Source organism: Phytohabitans rumicis, from assembly GCF_011764445.1.
Classification (GTDB): Bacteria; Actinomycetota; Actinomycetes; order Mycobacteriales; family Micromonosporaceae; genus Phytohabitans; species Phytohabitans rumicis.
In genome coordinates this window covers 554,644-572,176 of the sequence record NZ_BLPG01000001.1, presented here as the reverse complement: position 1 = coordinate 572,176, position 17,533 = coordinate 554,644, and the positions used below count along the sequence as shown (strand labels likewise).

The following is a 17,533-nucleotide window of genomic DNA, read 5'->3' as shown; positions in this document are numbered from 1 at the left end:
AATTGGCGGATGCGACAACCCCTCGCGGTCGCAGTAGGTTTGTTGTGCCGACGCTTGGCATTTTCGGGGGATGGCCATGCTCAGGATCTACTTCACCGGCGAGGATCTCGCGCGTACCCGTATCGCGTCCGGCCCGGATCCACTGTGGGAGCTGGTGCTGGCGCTACAGATGCTCAAACCCCAGCGTGGCGACCTGTTGTTCACCGGCTGGCGCCGGGGGGCCACCGCGGTGCTCCGCCGTGCCGATCTTGGCCCGCCGCTGAGGCTGTTGACGGCCCTGAACCCGAACGTCGGGTACTTCCCGGACTTTCTCAACCCGATCGAGGCGATGCGCGGGCTTGAGTACGGTTTGGAGGCGATCCGTCGTACACCCAAAGATCTGCTTCGCCGGGATGTGCTCCAGCTGGCCCGCTCTCGGCCGCTTCCGGCCCGCGTTCGCGAGGTCGCGGAGGGGAATCCGCGGATGCTCACGGAGCTCACCGACACAATGCGGGCGTGTCATGACCTGATAATCGCCCCGTACCGGCACGGCATCGAGACCGCGATCGACCGGGACCGGTCAGCCAGAGTGAGCGCGTTGGCCGGCGGGGGAGTGGAGGGCTTGCTGGGCAGCCTCCGCCCGCTCGCCACCTGGTCGGCCGGAGAGCTGCGCGTGCCGACCCACCGCGACCAGGAGCTTCACCTGGACGGCCGGGGGCTGTTGCTGGTCCCGTCGTACTTCTGCGTCAGCGGACCACTGACCATGTTGGACCCGGCGCTCCCGCCGGTGCTGATCTATCCGATCGAGCGCCGGCCCGACGTCCTGCCGTTGCGTGAGCAGGCGAAGCCCGATCCGCTCAAGGCGCTGATCGGTGCGACCCGGGCGGCGGTCCTGCAGGCGATCAGCACGAATCCGGGTACCACCGAGGAACTGGCCCGCCGCGTCGGGATCTCGGCCGCGTCCGCCAGCGAACACGCGGGCGTCCTGCGCCGGTCCGGACTGGTCTTCAGCTACCGCGACGGCAACCGGATGCGACATCAGCTCACCCCGCTCGGCCTCGCGCTGCTCGAGCACAACTACTCGGCCTACTGAGTCGCCGGTGGGGCGCTGGTCTGCGCGAGCTTGTGCCGCACCTGGTCGGCGTCGGCGTGCGCGATGTCTTCGAGGATGGCCAGGGCGCGTCGCCATGCGTCAGTGGCCGCGTCGGCGTCGCCGGTGGCGAGGTGGCTGTCGCCGAGCCGTTGGAGCACCGTGGCCTCGGTGTGCCGATCGCCGAGCTCCTGCCAGAGATCCACCGAGTGCTGATAGCTGAGCAGCGCGGCGTCGTAGTCACCGATGAGGTGTTGCACGTAGCCGACGCTGTCCCAGGTCAGGCCCTGGCCGTACCGGTCGCCCATCTCGTGCAGCAGGTCGAGGGCCTGCTGGCAGTTGACCAGGGCGGGTGCGAGCTGCCCGAGTGCGGCCTGGTACCAGCCGACCGCGTTGAGGGCCTTGGCCTGTCCGGATCGGTGGCCGGCCGCGCGGAACAGGTCAAGAGACTGCTGGGCGTGCTCCAGCGCCGGCTCGAGTTGTTGATCGTGTTCGAACACCAGCGCGCGGTTGAGGTGGCTGTGTGCCCGGCCGACCTGGTTACCGGCCCGGTCGAACATGCCGATCGCCCGCTCGTACTGCCGGTGCGCCTCGTCGTACCGCTCCAGGAAGGTATAGGCGCTGCCCAGGCAGTGATGGGAGTGAGCCTGTGCGACCGGGTCGTCCAGGCGCTGTGCGGCGTGCAGCCCCAGATGCTGCACCGTGACGTGCTGGTTCCAGTGCCCACGCCGGTCCGCGTACGTGTAAAGGGCCCACGCCAGCTGCCAGGTGTGCGCGTCGTGACCGGTGCCGCCGGCCAGTTGGATCGCGGCGAGCAGCACGGCGTACTCCTGGCTGAACCAGGCCAGTGCCTGCGCGTGGTCGGCGAGCTCGACCCGGGTGACGCCCGGGGTGAGCGCGGGCTCGGCGATGGCGTAGCGATGTGGGTAGAGCAGCACCGAGCCGGTGTGCGCCCCGTGCAGGTAGTGATCCAGCATCCGGTTGACGGTGGCGCGCCGGTCGGGTTCGCCGTCACTCGCGTGCACGAGTTCGGCCGCGTAGGCGCGGAGCAGGTCGTGCTGGGCGTATCGTCCTGGCGCGCGTTCGATGATCAGGTGCGCCTCGGTCAGCTCGTCCAGCCACGGACGGATCTGGCCGGTCGGCACGCCGGCGAGGCTGGCCACCGCGGGTACGGCGACGTCCGGACCAGGATGCAGGCCCAGCAGCCGGAACAGCCTCGCGGCACCGGCGGTCAACCGGTGATACGACCAGGAGAAGACCGTCGGCACATCGGTGGCGAGGTCCTCGCCGGTGAAGGCTTCCAGCCTGCCCCGGGCCCGGCCCAGCTCGTCGGCCAACGCGCGCAACGAGAACCTCGGCTTCGTGGCAGCCCGCGCCGCCACGATGGCCAAGGCGAGCGGCAGGTGCGCGCACCGGCCGACAATGTCGTCCACCGCCTCCGGTTCGGCGTCGATGCGCTGTGCTCCGACGCGCCGGGCAAGGAGGTGGCTCGCCTCCGCGGTGGTGAGCAGGTCGAGCGGGAGCGGCGTGGCGCCGTGCGTCGCGAGCAGCGCCGTCAGCTGGTTGCGGCTGGTGATCAGGGCCAGGCACCGCGGCGAGCTGGGCAGCAGCGGCCGCACCTGCTCGGCGTCGCGCGCGTTGTCGAGGACCACGAGGACCCGTCGGTCCGCGAGCACACTGCGGTAGAGGCCGGCCTGCGCCTGCGGGCCGGCGGGGACGTGGTCGGGTGGCACGCCGAACGCGTCGAGGAAGTCCCGTATCGCCTCGACCGGGTCCATCGCCTGCTGGTCGGGGTCGAACCCGCGCAGGTTGACGTAGAGCTGCCCGTCCGGGAAGCGGTCGGCGACCTGGTGCGCCCAGTGCACGGCAAGCGACGTCTTGCCCACGCCGGCGGTGCCGGTAATCAACACGATGGACGGCGGGTCCGCGGGCCCGGTCGCGCTATCGGGCAGGAGCCCATCCAGTACGCCCAACGCCTTGCGCCGGCCGACAAAGCCGGCCACGTTGACGGGAAGATGGCGGGGCACCCGGGTAGGCGGGGCCGGGCTCGGTACGGCGGGCTCCTCACCACGCAGGATCGTCTGGTGCAGCCGCTGCAGCGTGGTCCCCGGCTCGACCCCGAGTTGCTCGTCCAGCAGCGTACGGGCACGACGAAACAGCTCGAGGGCCTCGGCGCGCCGCCCGTCGCGGTAGAGCGCGAGCATGAGGCACTCGTACAGATTCTCCCGGTACGGATGCGCCTGCACCAGGTCGGTGAGATCGGTGATCACCTCGCGGTGCCGGCCCAGCGCCAGCTGCGCACGCGCCCAATCCTCGTGGGCGTCCAACCGCAGCCGGTCCAGCCGGTCCGCCTCCGCGGCGAGCGTCTCGCACCCCGCGAACTCGCCGTACGCGGCGCCACGCCACAGCCCGAGGGCGGCCCGCAAGGTGGCCTCCGCCTGCCGCGTACTCCCGTCCTGCAACGCTTTGCGGCCATGGGCCGCCAGCTGGCGGAAGCGGGTCGCGTCGAGCCGGTCGCCAGCTACGACGCCGTACCCGTTCGGGTCGGTCCGCAGCCACTGCGCGCCCAGGCAGCCTCGAAGGCGGTGGACGTACAGCTGGATGTTGCGGCGTGCCGAGGCCGGCGGCCGGTCGCCCCAGACGGCCGCGACGAGCGTCTCGGTCGACGTGGTCTGATCCGCCCGGGACAGCAGGAGCGCCAGCGTCAACCGCTGCTTGTACGCCGCGGCGAGAGCGACCTCTGTCCCACCGCGGGTGACGCGGAGCGGACCCAGTACGTGAAATTCCACGGCGACCTCCGTGGACAGCGTGTGCGTGCCGGTCGGGGATGGTCAACGTCATTCGGGCGCCGCCGAATGACGCTGATAGCCCGACGGCCGATCCCTATTCGTTGACTAAGCCGTACCGGTAGGCCAGCGCCACCGCCTGGACGCGGTCGCGGAGGCCGAGTTTGAGGAGTACGCCGCTCATGTGGGTCTTGACCGTGCTCTCGGCAACCACCAGACGGGCTGCGATCTCGGCGTTGCTCAACCCGTACGCGGCGAGGCTGAGCACGTCGCGCTCCCGGGTGGTCAGGCGCGCGATGGTGGTGCGCGACGGCGGCGGCAGGGGCGAGGTGGGGCCGAGGCGGGACAGGACGGCGCGGGTCACCGCGGGGTCGAGCCAGCCGTCGCCGCTGGCCAGGGCGCGCACCGCCTCCGCCAGCCGCTGTGGCGCGGCGTCCTTGAGGATGAAGCCGGCGGCTCCCGCCCGGACGGCCGCGACGACCGCGTCCTCGTCGTTGAAGCTCGTGAGCATCAGCACCTGGAGGCGGCCGTCGCCGGCGAGCAGCGTGCGGGCCAGGTCCACGCCGCTGGTGCCCGGCATCCGGACGTCGAGCACGGCCACGGCGGGGTCGGTCAGGCGCCACGCCGCCAGCGCCTCGTCTGCGTCGCCGGCCTCGGCGACGACCTCGATGTCAGGCTCCGCCGCAAGGAGGAGGGCCAGGCCGGCCCGGACCATTGGCTGATCGTCGACGAGGAGGACCCGGATGGCCACCGCGACCTCCCTTACCGCTACGGCTGTGGGCACCTAGGCTATTGACCGCGTTATGCGGGCGCCATGGAGGCGCCGATCATCCGACAGGAGCATCGATGCTGTGCGTCGTTTCGCTTCAGAAGCCCGGCGCCCCCGATTTGCGCAGCGGCCACCTCGGGCCGGGGTTGCTCATCGGGCCGACCATCTTGCTCGTCACCGCTGACGTGCTGATGGCGAACAGGCGCGGCTTCGACGTCGTGATCGGTCCGGTCGCCGCCGGCCAGGGTCCGGTCGAGGTGAGCAGGGCCCGGCCTTTCCCGGACGGGCGGGTCTCCGTCGTCCGCCTGAAGGGGTACGAGAAGACGGTCGCGCTCGGCCACGCGCAGCTGTTGGGGCCGTCCAGTTACCCGGGGCGCGCCGCCCGGCTCGACCTGCTGGTGGAGTCGGTCACCGGCGGCGCCGTTCCGGGCCAGGGGCCTTGGGGTGTCTACGCCCCGATGGTGCCCGAGCAGATCCGATGGCTTCCCGACGACCGGTGGTTGAGCGCGACGCAGAACGCGATCGGACCGGATCTCCCGCCGGTCGACCTGTCCGTGCCACCGCACCTGTTCCGGCCGTGGCTGTGCCGCATGTCGCCGTGGTGGGATCCGGACGGCCCGAATCCGTCCTTCGTGGACTGATGCGACGGGTCGGCCCGCGCGACGCCGCTCTCGTCGCGGTATGCATGGCGGTCGACCTGTTGCTGTCGGCCAACTTCGGGCCGACACTCACCCCGGCGGAAAAGCTCGTCATCCTCGGGTACGCCCCGGTGGGCTGCCTGTTGCTGCTGTGGCGGCGGCAGCAGCCGCTGGCGGTGTTCCTCCTGGCGACCCTGCACGCGGTGGTCGGCATCGCCGTGGTGACCGGATACCGGCCGTTCGTCGCCTGCCTCGTCGCGCTCTACGCGACCGCGCGGTACGGCCGCCGCACCGACTCGTACCTCGCGTTCGGCGTCGCGTTGGTCCCGATCGCCGGCGCCGTCCAGGACGAGGCGGTCACGCTGCCAGCCGATGCGCGCGTCGCCGGGACCGTCGCGACGGCGCTGACGTACCTGCTGTTCTTCGTCGTCGCCTGGTGGCTGGGCCGGTGGCGGGCCGCGGCCCAGCGGCGGGTCGCGACGGCCGCCGCGCAGGAACGGCAGCGGCTGGCCGGCGAGATGCACGACGTGGTCGCGCACACCGTGACCGTGATGATGTTGTACGCGGCCGGCGCGCGCCGCGCGGTTCACCGGGATCCGTCGGCGGCCGAGCGCGCGCTGGGTGCGATCGAGGAGAGCGGAGTTGCCGCGCTCGGAGAGCTGCGGCAGCTGCTGGATGTCCTGGGCGCGGGCCCCGCGACGGGCGGGCAGGACGACGCGGTCGGGGTCGTGGAGATGGTCCGTGGCGCCGGTGTCCACGTCGACCTGGCCGGGGCGGAGCTGCTCGCGGGCGCCGACGAGGCCGTGCGCCGGGTCGGCCATCGTGTGGTCCGCGAGGCCCTGACGAACGCGGCCCGCCACGCGGGACCGGAGACGCGGATCGAGGTGCGGATCGCCGCCCGCGGCCAGCAGCTGGAGATCGAGGTACGCGACACCGGGCGGCCCGGTGCCGCAGCCTCGCCGGACGGTCGCGCCGGCACCGGCCGGGGCCTCGACGGCCTGCGCGATCGCTTGCGGGTACTGGGCGGCACGCTCGACGCGGGCCGAAACCCCGACGGCGTCGGATGGTTCGTCCGCGCGGTCCTACCACGGACAGCGGCCCGGGGCGGTCCGGCCGCCACCTGACAGCCGGGCCGCCGCGGGCCGGAGCGCCGGACGGTCACGCCAACGCGGCCAGCATGATCGTCATCTTGATCCACCCGCCGGGAGCGCGGACCTCGACGTTGCCGTAGCAGGTCTTGCCGCTGGCGAAACGGCACGCGCCGCCGGTAGGCCGCTCGTAGATCCATCCCACGATCCACAGCGGGTCGCGGTAGTTGTACGCGAACACCCGCCCGGTCGACGGCTCGATGATGAACTGCAGCTGCGCCGGATCGGCACCCGGCTGCGGGTTGACGTCGATCTGGTCATCAGGGAACGCGCAGGGGTCGTCGCGCTCCACGACGTTGATCCGCCCGGAGATCCACTCCTGTGCCGGGTAGTCCGGGCTGGTGAACGTCGTCACCTCGCCAGCCACGTCCACGTAGTGGTCGGCGGTGAGCGACCATGCCTCGTGCGGCGAGGGATTGGAGTACTCGTGCTCACGCCACGCGACCCGCGCCTGCTCGAACATCCCCACATCGGTCTTGACGAGGTATTCGGGCGAGCCGCACCAGAAGTCGTCCTCCTCGCGCAGCAGCCGGCTCATGGACGTGACGTCGATCGATACGAAGGCCCGCAAACCCGTCGCGGCCTGCGCAGCCTGTGGCGCCACGACAAACCCGACGCCCAGCAGAGAGAGCACCGCCAGCGTGACGACACCCCGGCGGAAGAACGCCGGCCGTCGCGGCATCCGGAATCTACCGTCCTGCATGGAACCTCCTTCAACGAGCGGCGCGGCGGTCGCGCCGTCAAGGCTCCACACTGGACTTTTGCGGCCCGCTACGCCTCCGGCGCAGGGCGGTACTCGCGGCTCCCACCCAGGACGGAGGTGGGCCGGAAGACGCCGTCGGGGTCGTACCGGTGCCACAGCTGTTTGCCCCGCTCGCCGATGGCGCCGGGGTAGGCGCGGTCGAAGGCCGCCGCTGGACCGGTGCCATCCTGCTCGCCGGGCTGCGCGGCGCCAGCCGGTTCGGCGAATACCGGGCCAGCGTCCCCGGCATCTCCGACCGGCTACTCGCCCAACGCCTACGCGAGTTGGAACTCGACGGGCTGGTCGAGCGCACCGTCATTCCGAGCACGCCGGTGCAGATCCGGTACGCCCTCGCCGCCGACGGCGAGGAGCTGATGCGCGTGCTCCAGCCACTGATCGAGTGGAGCATGCGCCGCCAGGCCCGCTGAGGCGAGCCTAGTCGTCATCGCCGTCATCGCCGTCGTCGTCATCGTCCTGATCGCCGCCGGGGCAGCCCGCGAGTCCTATCAGGGCAGGCACGGCGCCGGCTGCCAACAGCGCCCTGCCAAAGAACGCCCGCCGGCCCAGCGTGTCGTCGGTTCTCGGATCGTCCATCTGATTCACCTTCCGTGCTCAGTGGGTGTGTGGGTGGGGAGTCCGCGTAGCAGAACGTCGAGGAAGAGGTCGAAGCGCGGCTCGGTCGGCCCGAGGTCATGGGGTGTCTGCCGGGCGCCGAGCCATTGCACGATACCGAGGCCGAACACGAGCCAGCAGCGCGGCGTGAAGCGCGGGCCGGAAGATGCGGCAAACGTCGGCCCGCGGCAGGGCGGCGACGGCGGGGATCGGGCTGAGGTATCGGGTGAAGATCAACCCGCCGATCACGCCGACGGCGGCGGTGGCGCGCTCGGTCGCGTCCGGACCGCCGAGATATTCAGCAACGCGGACGAGTAGCTCACTTTCCAGGTAGCCGCGGAACGCGCGCATCGTGTCGTCGTCCTGCAACGCCATCCGGTTTTCGGTGGGTGCGGTGGCGTCCCAGAGCGCGGTCATGGTGGTGAGGAGCCGGTCGGCGAGGCCGGCCCGGTCGCCGCGCAGCGCCTGGTCGAGGGCGGCCGGCTCGACACACAGCAGGTCCAGCGACTGGCCGAACAGGCCCTGCTTGGAGCCGAAGTGGTAGCTGATGAGGGCGGAGTCCACACCAGCGGCCGCGGCGACCGCGCGGACGGTCGTGCCCTGGTAGCCGTGCTCCAGGAACAGGCCACGGGCGGCTGCGGCGATGCGGGCCTTGGTATCGGGGTTTCCCCGGGGGCGGCCACGCGTTTTATTCAGCACGGTTGAATTTTGCGCCGTCCGCGCGGCACCGTCAACACCACGAACCTCGTCCACAAGGAGCGAGCACATGCGAACCGTCATCTTCGGCGCCTCCGGACCGACCGGCCGCCAACTCACCGAGCAGGCCCTGGCCGCCGGCCACGAGGTCACCGCGGTCACCCGCCACGCGGGCGGCATCCAGGCCCGTGCCGGGCTCACCGTGGTGACCGCCGACGTCGCCGACGCCGAGGCGGTCGACCGCGCCGTCGCCGGAAGCGACGCCGTGCTGTCCAGCCTCGGCGTTCCGCTCTCCTCGAAACCGATTCACGTGTACTCGCACGGCAACGCGAACATCGTCGCGGCGATGCACCGGCACGGCGTCAAGCGCCTCATCACGGTCAGCTCCAGCGTCATGGACCCGACCTGGCGGCCGACCGGCGAGCACTTCTTCAACTACGTGATGGACCCCCTCGTCAACCGGCGCATGGGCCGTACCGCGCACGAGGACATGCGCCGCATGGAGGCCATCGTCCGCGACAGCAACCTGGCCTGGACGATCGCCCGACCGTCCGGACTGTTCGACCACCCCACCGCGACCAGGTACCAGGTGGCGCAGGACGTCGCCGACGGGCTGTTCACCGCACGGGCCGACCTGGCGGCGAGCATGCTGGCCCAGCTCACCGACGACCGGTTCGTCCAGCGTGCGATGGCGGTCATCACCACCGAGGTCCGGCCCAGCATCGCCGGCCTGATCTGGCGCGAAGCCGTAGCGAAGCGGGCAAAGTAGCCTGATGGCCATGACCTGGCGCCACCTGCCCCCTCCCGCGCGCGCGATCGCGGTCGCCGCCTCGGACGCCGTCGACCTCGTCCAGGCGGATGACCGGGACGCCTTTGAGGTGGCCGTCAAGGCCCTGGCCGGGACGGAAGGGGCCGGCCTCGTGCTGGGTGCGGTGGTCCGGCTACTGCTGGAGGACCTGCACCCGGACGGGCTGGCCGGCGACGACATCCGCCGGATCGGTGCAGAATGCCTACGGGCGGGCGCGGGGTGGGAGCCGCCCCCCGACCCGCACCTGGTGCTCGTCCTGTTGACCGGTGCGCTGGGCGTCCACGACCAGGACGAGGATGCGCCCCGCCCGGCCCCGGAGTTGTGGACCCGGCACGCTGCGCTGCTGGTGGCCCACCTGTTGACGTCGGCGCCGTACCCACTCGCCCGGTACCTCACGGCCGCGTTCGCCGAAATCGAACGCGCCGAACTGCACGACTAGAGACGTCTCGCGGTGAGGGTGAGAAAAAAATCGAGGGATTTCGAGCTGCCGCGACGCCCGTCGTGGTCCAAGCCGTCGCTCCCGCGGCCTCACCCTCCGCGTCCCACAACCCACGGCCCCGGCCCCCGGGGCTGGCAACCACAGAGGGTAGGGCGAGAACTCGATCCTGAACGTAACCTCAATCCCCGACCTACGCTGCCTGGCCCGCGAGACAAGCCCACCGGGGTCCAACAGGGACACCGCTCGCGGGGATACGGGGTCGTCAACCGCGGAGGGTGCGGCCGCGGGAGCAACGGCCCGGACCACGACGCACATCGCGGCAGCTCAAATCGATCTAGGAGATATCGTGGGTATCGAGTCCGATTTATACCCACGATAGTTCCTAGATCGACGCCGACCTGTGGTGATCATGAGGTTGGCGTCAGGGCAAGCGCTCTCCCTGACGCTAACTTCATGATCACCGCAGGCTGGCGTCGATCGCTCGACTTGGTGGGGCAGGGCGGGATCTCGCGCACCGGGAGCCGATGCAGGATCGGTGCCGTTTCGATGAGTCGCCCGTGCGACGGTGCCCGCAAGCGGTCGACCGCCAGGTGGCCGGAATCGATCCACAGTCTGGGGAGAGCCGATGAGAACGGGAGCCAGAATGCTGGTCGCGGCGAGCGCGGCCGTGATACTCGGGGTGTCGCTTGGCGCGTCGGCGCAAGCGAGCGCGCCGGCGATGACGTTTCAGGACGAGGCGGCCGCGATCGAATGGGACCTCGCCGTGATCGCCAAATCGAAGGGCTGGACCGTGGCGGAGGCCCGCGCCCAGCACGAGGCCGGCCTGCGCCTCGACCGGGTGCGGGACGCGGTCGCGTTCAGGCTGGGGGAGTCGGCCGTCGTCGGCGGCATGCTCGCCGAGGAGCCGCTCGGCGTGCCCAGTCTGCTGATCAAGGGGACGGCGACCGCCGAGGTACGCCAGCTCGCCGCGGCCAGCGGCGTTCGGATCCTGGACGGCCAGCCCTACACCGCGGCGCAGTTGCGGAAGCGGGCGTCCGTCGTGCACGACCGGCTGGTCGGCATGGGGTATCCCGAGGTCGTCACCGCCGTGGACATCGCCACCGCGGGTGTCTCGGCGACGGTGACGGCGCAGAGCGGCCTGCCCGCCACGGGTGCGGCGCTGGCCGCCTCGCTCCCCGCCGACCTGAACGACTTGGGCGACGGCGTGGCGCTGGCGGTGTCCGGCAAGCCGGCGGTACGCCGCGAGACGGCGGCGTTCGGCGGCCTGCGCAACCGCTTCAACGGCGCGGCCCGGTGCACCAGCGGCTGGTCGGTGATCAATTCCAGTGGCACCACCGGCGTCTCCACGGCCGCGCACTGCAGCGTCAACCAGATCACGCACGACGGCGTCAACCATCCCCTCGCCCTGCAGGCCCAGCACATCGGCAGCCAGGGTGACGTCGAGTGGGGTACTACCACCTTCCCGGAGCCCGACGACTTCCATCCCAACGGTTTGGTGATCCGGGACGTCGGCGCCGTCGAGCCCATCGCCAACATCACGCTCAACGAGACCATCTGCGTCTACGGCCGCACCACGAACGCCGAGGAATGCTCCACTGTGGACGCGCTCGACGTGACGATCACCGACTCGCTCGGCACGTCGAAGCGGCTGGTGGCGATGGGCCACGTGACACAGCCGGGCGACAGCGGCGGACCCTGGTACAACGGCGTCCGGGCCTACGGTTCGCACGTCGGCGAGGCGAGCATCGACGGCGAGCCCCGCTCCGTCTTCCAGGTCGCCGATCTCTACGACGAGGCCCTCGCCGTCCGCGTCCGCACCACCTAGGCACGGAGGCAATAGCACCGCGGCGCGTACGGGCGAAAGTGGCGGGCGTCGCTGGACAGGCCGTACGCTCGCGGTGCTATGAGTGACGACTCGTTGATCACCAGCCTGTCCGCCGCCATCGAAGCGAGACCCGATGATCTGCGGTTGCGCCTGCACCTGGGTGGGCTGCTGGTGGAAGCCGGCCGGACGCAGGAAGCGATCGCGCACGCCGCGCAGGTGCTCGCCCGCGACGCTGGCAACGTCGAGGCGCAGGCGTTGATGCAGCGGGCGCTGTCGCCGGCCCCGCCCAGCGAGGCGTCCGGCGGGTTCGGGGCGGCCGACGACGACCCGCTGTCCGCGTTGGACAGGGAGCTGTCGCAGGTGCTGCCGCCCCGCTTCGCCGCGGCGCCCGACGACGTGGCCGGAGCCCGCAGCGATGATCGTATGTTCGAGGTCGAGTCGTCGACGGTGCGGCTTGCCGACGTGGGTGGAATGACCGACGTCAAGGAGCGCCTGGAGCTGGCATTCCTCGGGCCGTTGCGCAACCCCGAGCTGCGCAGGCTGTTCGGCATGAGCCTGCGCGGCGGGCTGATGCTCTACGGCCCACCCGGCTGCGGAAAGACGTTCCTGGCGCGGGCCATCGCCGGCGAGATGGGCGCGAAGTTCCTCTCGGTATCCATTGTGGATGTCCTGGATATGTGGCTCGGCAACTCCGAACGCAACCTGCACGAGCTCTTCCAGACGGCCCGCCGCAACAGCCCGTGCGTGCTGTTCCTCGACGAGGTCGACGCGCTCGGGCTCAAACGGTCCAAAATCCTCTCCAGCGGATTGCGCAACGTGGGCAACCAGCTGCTCGCCGAGCTTGACGGCGTGGATGCCAACAACGACGGCCTGTTCGTGCTCGCCGCCACCAATACCCCGTGGGACGTCGACCCCGCGCTGCGCCGGCCCGGACGCCTGGACCGGATGGTGCTCGTACTGCCGCCGGACGCGCCGGCCCGCGCCGCGATCCTTCAACTGCACCTGCGGGACCGCCCGATCGCCGGCATCGACCTGCCGAAGATAGTCGCGGCCACCGACGACTTCTCCGGCGCCGATCTGGCGCACCTGTGCAAGAGCGCCGCCGAGTACGCGATGGCGGATTCGCTGCGCACCGGCGAGGTCCGCATGATCGAGCAGCGCGACTTCGATCGGGCGCTGCGGCAGGTGCGACCGTCGACCGGTTCCTGGTTCGCCACCGCCCGGAATGTGGCAACGTTCGCCAACGACGGCGGCGTCTACGACGACCTGGTCGCCTACCTGAAAAGGCGCAAGCTGCTCTGATGAGCGACGCCGCCGCGGGGGAAACGCTGCGCCGGGCCCTGCACCTGGCCGGGCTGGGCCGGGTCGACGACGCCGTGCCGCTGGTACAGCGGGTACTGGCCGACGAGCCCGGCAACGTCGACGCGTTCCAGGTGCTCGCGTACTGCATGCAGGTCGGACGCCGCTACGAGGAGATGCTGGCGGTGGCGGGGCAGGCGGTCGCGGTGGCCCCGGACCACCCGGCGCTCCACCGGCAGATGGCGCAGGCACTCGTCGGCTTGGGCCGCGGCCGGCAGGCCGCCGACGCCGCCCGTCAGGCGCAGCGGCTCGACCCGGACGACGTACGAAGCGAGCTCGTGCTCGCCGAGGCGCTGCTGACCGCTGGCGGCACGAAAAACATCCTGGCCGCCGCTGCCGCCACCACGCGGGCGCGCCACCTCGCGCCCGAGGACATGTCCGTGTACGTCGGTGCCGGCGACGTCCAGCTGCGGATGTGCGAGTTCGACCGGGCCCGGGCCGCCTACCGGCACGCGTTGTCGCTCGAGCCCGACAGCCCCGCGGCGCAGCAGCGGCTGGCCGCCCTGGACGCCAGCCGCGGCCTGACGCACCGCGCTCTGTCCACACTGGGGGACACCGTCCACGCGGCGCCGACCGACCCCGAGGCGCTGCGCACGGCGACACTCGGCATCCACCGGCTGCTGTGGCTGCTGACCGGAGCCGCCTGCGTACCCCTGCTGGCTACCGCGATCCTGGTCCTGACGTGGCGCGACCTCGTCGGCGGCGGGGCTGGCGTCGCGGGTGCGTTGGCGACGGTGACGTTCGCTATCGGTGGAGTCGTCGCGTTCGGCCGCTGGCGGCTGCGGCGCCTGCCCCGGTCCACCCGCGCGCTGATCCGCGTCAACCTGCGCAGGCGCCCGGTCAGCACCGCGCTGGTCCGTCCCCTCTCGATGGCCCTCGGGGTGCTCCTGCTCGCGCTCGCCCCACGGTCGGGCCCGACCGCCACCCTGGTCGCGGTCGCGCTCGGGTTGACCATCGGACCGCTGCTGCTGCTCGTGCTGGACGCCCGTGCCCTGGTCACCGTCGAGGCGTACTTCCTTATCCGCCGCCTCTGGTTTCGGCTGCTCGCCAGGCGAGCAGCCGCCGGTAGGCAGCTAGGCCGTCGGGCACCCACTCCCACTCGGTGAGGCGCCGGTCCAGTTCCGGCTCGGTCAGGAACGCGTGCCAGGCCACCTCCTCCGCCTGCGGGTGCACCGGTGCCTCGCACCGGACCTGGTAGATCGCCGTCCACCAGGTGTGCTCGGGCGTGTCGTACAGGAACCGGAACAGGGGCTCGGGCCGGGCCAGGCCGGTGACCCCCAGTTCCTCCTCGGCCTCGCGCAACGCGGCCTCGTCGTACGTCTCGCCGGCGCCGACCACGCCGCCGACGAACATGTCGTACAGGGAGGGGAAGACCAGCTTGCGCGCGGTGCGGCGGTGCACGAACACGCGTCCGGCCGGGTCCCGCGCCAGCACGAACACGCAGCGGTGCCGCAGCCGGCGGTCGTACGCCTCGCGCCGTGGGGCCTGACCCACGACCCGGTCCTGCTCGTCGACGATGTCCAGCACCTCGTCCGCCGACAGCGGCTCCTCGTCTGCCACGAGACCATCCAAGCACGGGGTCAGGCGGGCGATCTGGGCGCGGATGCCGCCCGCCTCGGGGGCGTTCAATCCGGTGTAGAGGGTCAGGGCCTTGTCGTAGTGGTGATGTGCGTGGGCGCGTTGGCCGAGGGCGTGGTACGTCTCGCCGAGTCCGGCGTGGGCGCGGGCCTGTTGGTCACGGGCGCCGATGTCGGTGGCGATGGCCAGCGCCGTGCGGTGGTGCTCCAGGGCGTCCGCGAGGTGGCGGGCGGCGTGGGCCGCTTCGCCGAGACCGTTGAGCGCCCAGGCTTGGCCGTCGCGTTCGCCGATCTCGTGGAAGAGCGCGAGCGCCTGCCGGAAGGCGTCGGCGGCCGGTCCGGGCCGGTGGAGTCGAATGTGGACGGCGCCGAGGTTGTCCAGGGCGTGGGCCTCGCCGGACCGCCGTCCGAGCTGGCGGAAGAGGGCCAGGGCCTGCTCGTGGTGCTCGGCGGCCATCGTGTACTGGCCCAGCCGCTGCTCGGCCAGCCCGAGGTTGTCCAGCGCGTTCGCCTCACCGGATCGGTCGCCGGCCGGCTGCAGCAGGGCCAGGGCTTGCCGCAGGTGTCGGGCGGCGGCCGCGTGCCGGCCTCGGCGGGTCTCCACGACGCCCAGGTTGGTCAGCGCGCGGGCCTCGCCGTGCGGATTGCCGGTCCGGCGGTACGTCGCGAGTGCCTGCCGGTGGTGGCCCGCCGCCGGTCCGTGCTGGCCGAGGATCGCCTCGATCTGGCCGAGACCGATGTGGACATCGGCCTGGCCCCGGCGGTCGCGTGCCCTTCGGAAGAGGCTCAGGGCGTCCCGAAGCCGCTCGGCGGCCGGACCGTACTGCCCCAGCCGGATGAGGGCGGTGGCGAGGCCGCGTAGGGCGTGCGCCTGCCAGGCCGGGTCACCGGTCCGCTGGGCGGCCCGGTGCGCGTGGCCGTGCAGGGCGATCGCGTCGGTGTGGTGGCCGCCTTCGAGGTAGCGGAACAGGGTGATCGACAGTTGGGCGCTGTGGGCGGGCCAGCCGTGGGTGGCGGTGTAGGCGGCGATCGCTACCAGGCAGGCCCGTTCGCTGTCCAGCCAGGCCCGTGCCCGGTCCGCGTCCGCCAGGTCGGGCACGAGGGTGGCGGGCACGGGGATCGGCGGCCGGTGCCGGGTATCGGCGGGGTACAGGCCGGTCATCGCGGCCGCGGCGGCCGTGAGGTAGTAGTCGAACAGGCGGCCGAGGGCCGGCGTGGCGGCGGCGTCCGGGGCCTGTGTGGCGAGTTGCTTGGCGTACGCGCGAAGCAGGTCGTGCATGCCGTACCGGCCGGGGCCGGTGGGACAGACCAGATGCGCGCGGGCGAGATGGTGCAGGGCCTCGCGGGCCGATGCCACGGCGACGCCGGCCAGGGCGGCGACCGCGTACGCGTCGGCGTCCGGCGCGGGATGGCAGCCCAGGAGCCGGAACACCCGAACCGCCTCGGCCGGCAGGTGCCGGATCGACCAGGACAGGACCGCCGTCACGCTGGACCGGGGGTCGCCGCCGGCGTCCAACAGGCCGTCGCCCCGCTCGCCGGCCAGCTCGGCTACCAGAGCGGACAGCGGATCGGCGGGCCGCGACACGGCCAGCTCGGCGGCCACCCGCAAGGCCAGCGGCAGGCGCGCGCACAGCTCCGCCAGGGCCGCCGTGCCATCGGGATCGGCGTCGCTGCGGGCTCCGATCAACCGGCGCAGCAGTACGGCCGCGTCGGTCGCCGGAAGCAGGTCGAGGTCCAGCCGCCGAGCACCGTCCCGGACCACCAGCCCGCGCAGGTTGTCCCGGCTCGTGACCACCACCACGCAGCCGCCCGTGCCCGGCAGCAACGGCCGGACGTGTTCGGCGTCGGCGGCGTTGTCCAGCACGACGAGCATCCGCCGGCCGGCGAGCTCGGTGCGGAAGCGGGCCGCCCGCTCGTCGAGACCGACCGGGATGTCCCGCGCGGGCACCCCCAAGGCGGTCAGGAATCCGGCCAACGCCTCCGCTGCCGGCAACGGCTGATGCGGGTCGTAGCCGCGCAGGTTCACGAACAACTGCCCATCCACGAACCGGTCGGCCACCCGTTGGGCCCAATGGACCACCAAGGCGGTCTTGCCCACGCCGGCGGTGCCACACAGCGCGCAGATGGTCAACGCGGATGGCTGCCCGCCCGCGGCCGTCAGGAGCCCGTCGAGCCGAGCCAACTCATGGTCCCGGCCGGTGAACGCCGCCACGTCCCCGGGCAGCTGCGCCGGGACCGCCGGTGGGCGCCGGGAGAACGGCGGCGCGGAGTCGCCGCGGAGGATCGCCTGGTTCAGGTCGGCCAGCTCGTCGCACGGATCGGCGCCGAGCCGCTCGGCCAGGTCCCGCCGGAACCTGGCGAAGTGGTCGAGCGCCTCCGCCGCGCGCCCGGTGAAGTGCAGCGCTCGCATCAACGCCAGCAGCAAGGGCTCGGCCAACGGATACTCGTCGTGCAGCTCGGCGAGGGGTCCGATGATCGCGTCGGCGTTGCCCAGCCGCAACTCGGTCGCGGCCCACCGGGCGGCCGCTTCGAGCCGCCGCCGCCGCTGCTCCTCGCGTACCCGCGAGATCCACTCGCCGCGCAGGTCGGCCAGCGGCGTACCACGCCACAGCGCCAGGGCGTCGCGCAGGAGCTGCGCCCGGGTGGCGTCCGGGCAGCGCGGGTCACCCGCCCGGCCGACCAACCGATCGAACCGATGCAGGTCGACGTGCTCGGGATCCACCTCCAGCACGTACGCGCCATGCTGTTGCCGTATCCGCCAGCGGGCACCGTACGCCTCGCCGGCCACCGAGAGCACCCGGCGCAGATTGGCGACGTAGCTGTACAGCCCGCTGCGCACGCCGCGCGGCGGACTGTCGTCCCACACGCGGTCGATGAGCGTCTCGGCCGTGACCGGGCGTCCGACGTCCACGAGCAGTGCGGCGAGGACCATGCGTTGTTTGGTCGAGCCCAGTCGGACGTCCTCGCCCGCCACCCACAGCCGCAGTGGACCCAACATCGCCAGGCCCAGGCCGCGCCCCTCGGACCATCCAAGCATTTACCAAGGTTGTATGCCAGGTCCGCCC

At 71.9% G+C, this 17,533-nt stretch carries 15 protein-coding genes; 9 read left to right on the top strand and 6 right to left on the bottom strand.

The annotated features are described in order from the left end of the window. Nucleotides 1-70: 70 nt before the first annotated feature. Nucleotides 71-1,072: a winged helix-turn-helix domain-containing protein gene (locus Prum_RS02475; protein WP_246277598.1), complete on the top strand. Its 1,002-nt coding sequence runs from the start codon at nt 71-73 to the stop codon at nt 1,070-1,072. Here Prum_RS02475 and Prum_RS02470 read toward each other — a convergent pair. Both Prum_RS02470 and Prum_RS02465 read right to left on the bottom strand, forming a co-directional pair. Then, a complete protein-coding gene (locus Prum_RS02470; protein WP_173073589.1) occupies nt 1,066-3,858 on the bottom strand; it encodes an AfsR/SARP family transcriptional regulator in 2,793 nt (930 codons plus the stop codon). The two genes, Prum_RS02475 and Prum_RS02470, sit on opposite strands and share 7 nt — an antisense overlap. A 94-nt stretch (nt 3,859-3,952) precedes the next feature. After that, nucleotides 3,953-4,606 carry a response regulator gene (locus tag Prum_RS02465; RefSeq protein ID WP_173073588.1) on the bottom strand — a complete coding sequence of 218 codons (654 nt, stop codon included), beginning with the start codon at nt 4,604-4,606 and terminating at the stop codon, nt 3,953-3,955. A gap of 95 nt (nt 4,607-4,701) precedes the next feature. On the opposite strand from Prum_RS02465, the gene Prum_RS02460 reads away from it, so the two are divergent. Next, complete coding sequence (locus Prum_RS02460; RefSeq protein ID WP_173073587.1) at nt 4,702-5,265, top strand: hypothetical protein; 564 nt, start codon at nt 4,702-4,704, stop codon at nt 5,263-5,265. Continuing rightward, the gene (locus Prum_RS02455; RefSeq protein ID WP_173073586.1) at nt 5,265-6,386 is read left to right on the top strand and encodes a sensor histidine kinase; all 1,122 of its coding nucleotides are present in this window, start codon (nt 5,265-5,267) and stop codon (nt 6,384-6,386) included. Before Prum_RS02460 ends, Prum_RS02455 begins: the two co-directional genes overlap by 1 nt. Nucleotides 6,387-6,420: 34 nt before the next feature. Here Prum_RS02455 and Prum_RS02450 read toward each other — a convergent pair whose 3' ends face one another. Next, a complete protein-coding gene (locus Prum_RS02450) occupies nt 6,421-7,113 on the bottom strand; it encodes a hypothetical protein (RefSeq protein WP_173073585.1) in 693 nt (230 codons plus the stop codon). Between the two features lie 149 nt (nt 7,114-7,262). Between Prum_RS02450 and Prum_RS02445 the strand changes: the two genes are divergently transcribed. Next, complete coding sequence (locus Prum_RS02445) at nt 7,263-7,580, top strand: winged helix-turn-helix transcriptional regulator (protein ID WP_173073584.1); 318 nt, start codon at nt 7,263-7,265, stop codon at nt 7,578-7,580. Nucleotides 7,581-7,587: 7 nt separating this feature from the next. On the opposite strand, the gene Prum_RS02440 is transcribed toward Prum_RS02445, so the two are convergent. After that, complete coding sequence (locus tag Prum_RS02440) at nt 7,588-7,746, bottom strand: hypothetical protein (protein ID WP_178132635.1); 159 nt, start codon at nt 7,744-7,746, stop codon at nt 7,588-7,590. 96 nt (nt 7,747-7,842) lie between these two features. After that, nucleotides 7,843-8,463, bottom strand: coding sequence for a TetR family transcriptional regulator (locus Prum_RS53535; RefSeq protein ID WP_281368830.1), 621 nt, complete (start codon nt 8,461-8,463; stop codon nt 7,843-7,845). A gap of 67 nt (nt 8,464-8,530) precedes the next feature. On the opposite strand from Prum_RS53535, the gene Prum_RS02430 reads away from it, so the two are divergent. The 5 genes from Prum_RS02430 (at nt 8,531) to Prum_RS02410 (ending at nt 13,997) form a co-directional block, all read left to right on the top strand. Continuing rightward, entirely contained in the window at nt 8,531-9,229 is a 699-nt protein-coding gene (locus tag Prum_RS02430) for an NAD(P)-dependent oxidoreductase (RefSeq protein WP_173073583.1), read from the top strand. Between the two features lie 10 nt (nt 9,230-9,239). Further along, on the top strand, nt 9,240-9,707 hold the full coding sequence (locus Prum_RS02425; RefSeq protein ID WP_308785326.1) for a hypothetical protein: 468 nt from the start codon (nt 9,240-9,242) through the stop codon (nt 9,705-9,707). Between the two features lie 625 nt (nt 9,708-10,332). Further along, on the top strand, nt 10,333-11,532 hold the full coding sequence (locus tag Prum_RS02420) for a S1 family peptidase (RefSeq protein WP_173073581.1): 1,200 nt from the start codon (nt 10,333-10,335) through the stop codon (nt 11,530-11,532). A 78-nt stretch (nt 11,533-11,610) separates the two neighbouring features. Next, nucleotides 11,611-12,834: an ATP-binding protein gene (locus Prum_RS02415; protein WP_173073580.1), complete on the top strand. Its 1,224-nt coding sequence runs from the start codon at nt 11,611-11,613 to the stop codon at nt 12,832-12,834. Then, nucleotides 12,834-13,997: a tetratricopeptide repeat protein gene (locus Prum_RS02410; RefSeq protein WP_173073579.1), complete on the top strand. Its 1,164-nt coding sequence runs from the start codon at nt 12,834-12,836 to the stop codon at nt 13,995-13,997. The genes Prum_RS02415 and Prum_RS02410 overlap by 1 nt, the downstream gene beginning before the upstream one ends. On the opposite strand, the gene Prum_RS02400 is transcribed toward Prum_RS02410, so the two are convergent. Next, nucleotides 13,909-17,505 carry a tetratricopeptide repeat protein gene (locus tag Prum_RS02400; RefSeq protein WP_178132634.1) on the bottom strand — a complete coding sequence of 1,199 codons (3,597 nt, stop codon included), beginning with the start codon at nt 17,503-17,505 and terminating at the stop codon, nt 13,909-13,911. The two genes, Prum_RS02410 and Prum_RS02400, sit on opposite strands and share 89 nt — an antisense overlap. Between the last annotated feature and the right edge of the window lie 28 nt (nt 17,506-17,533).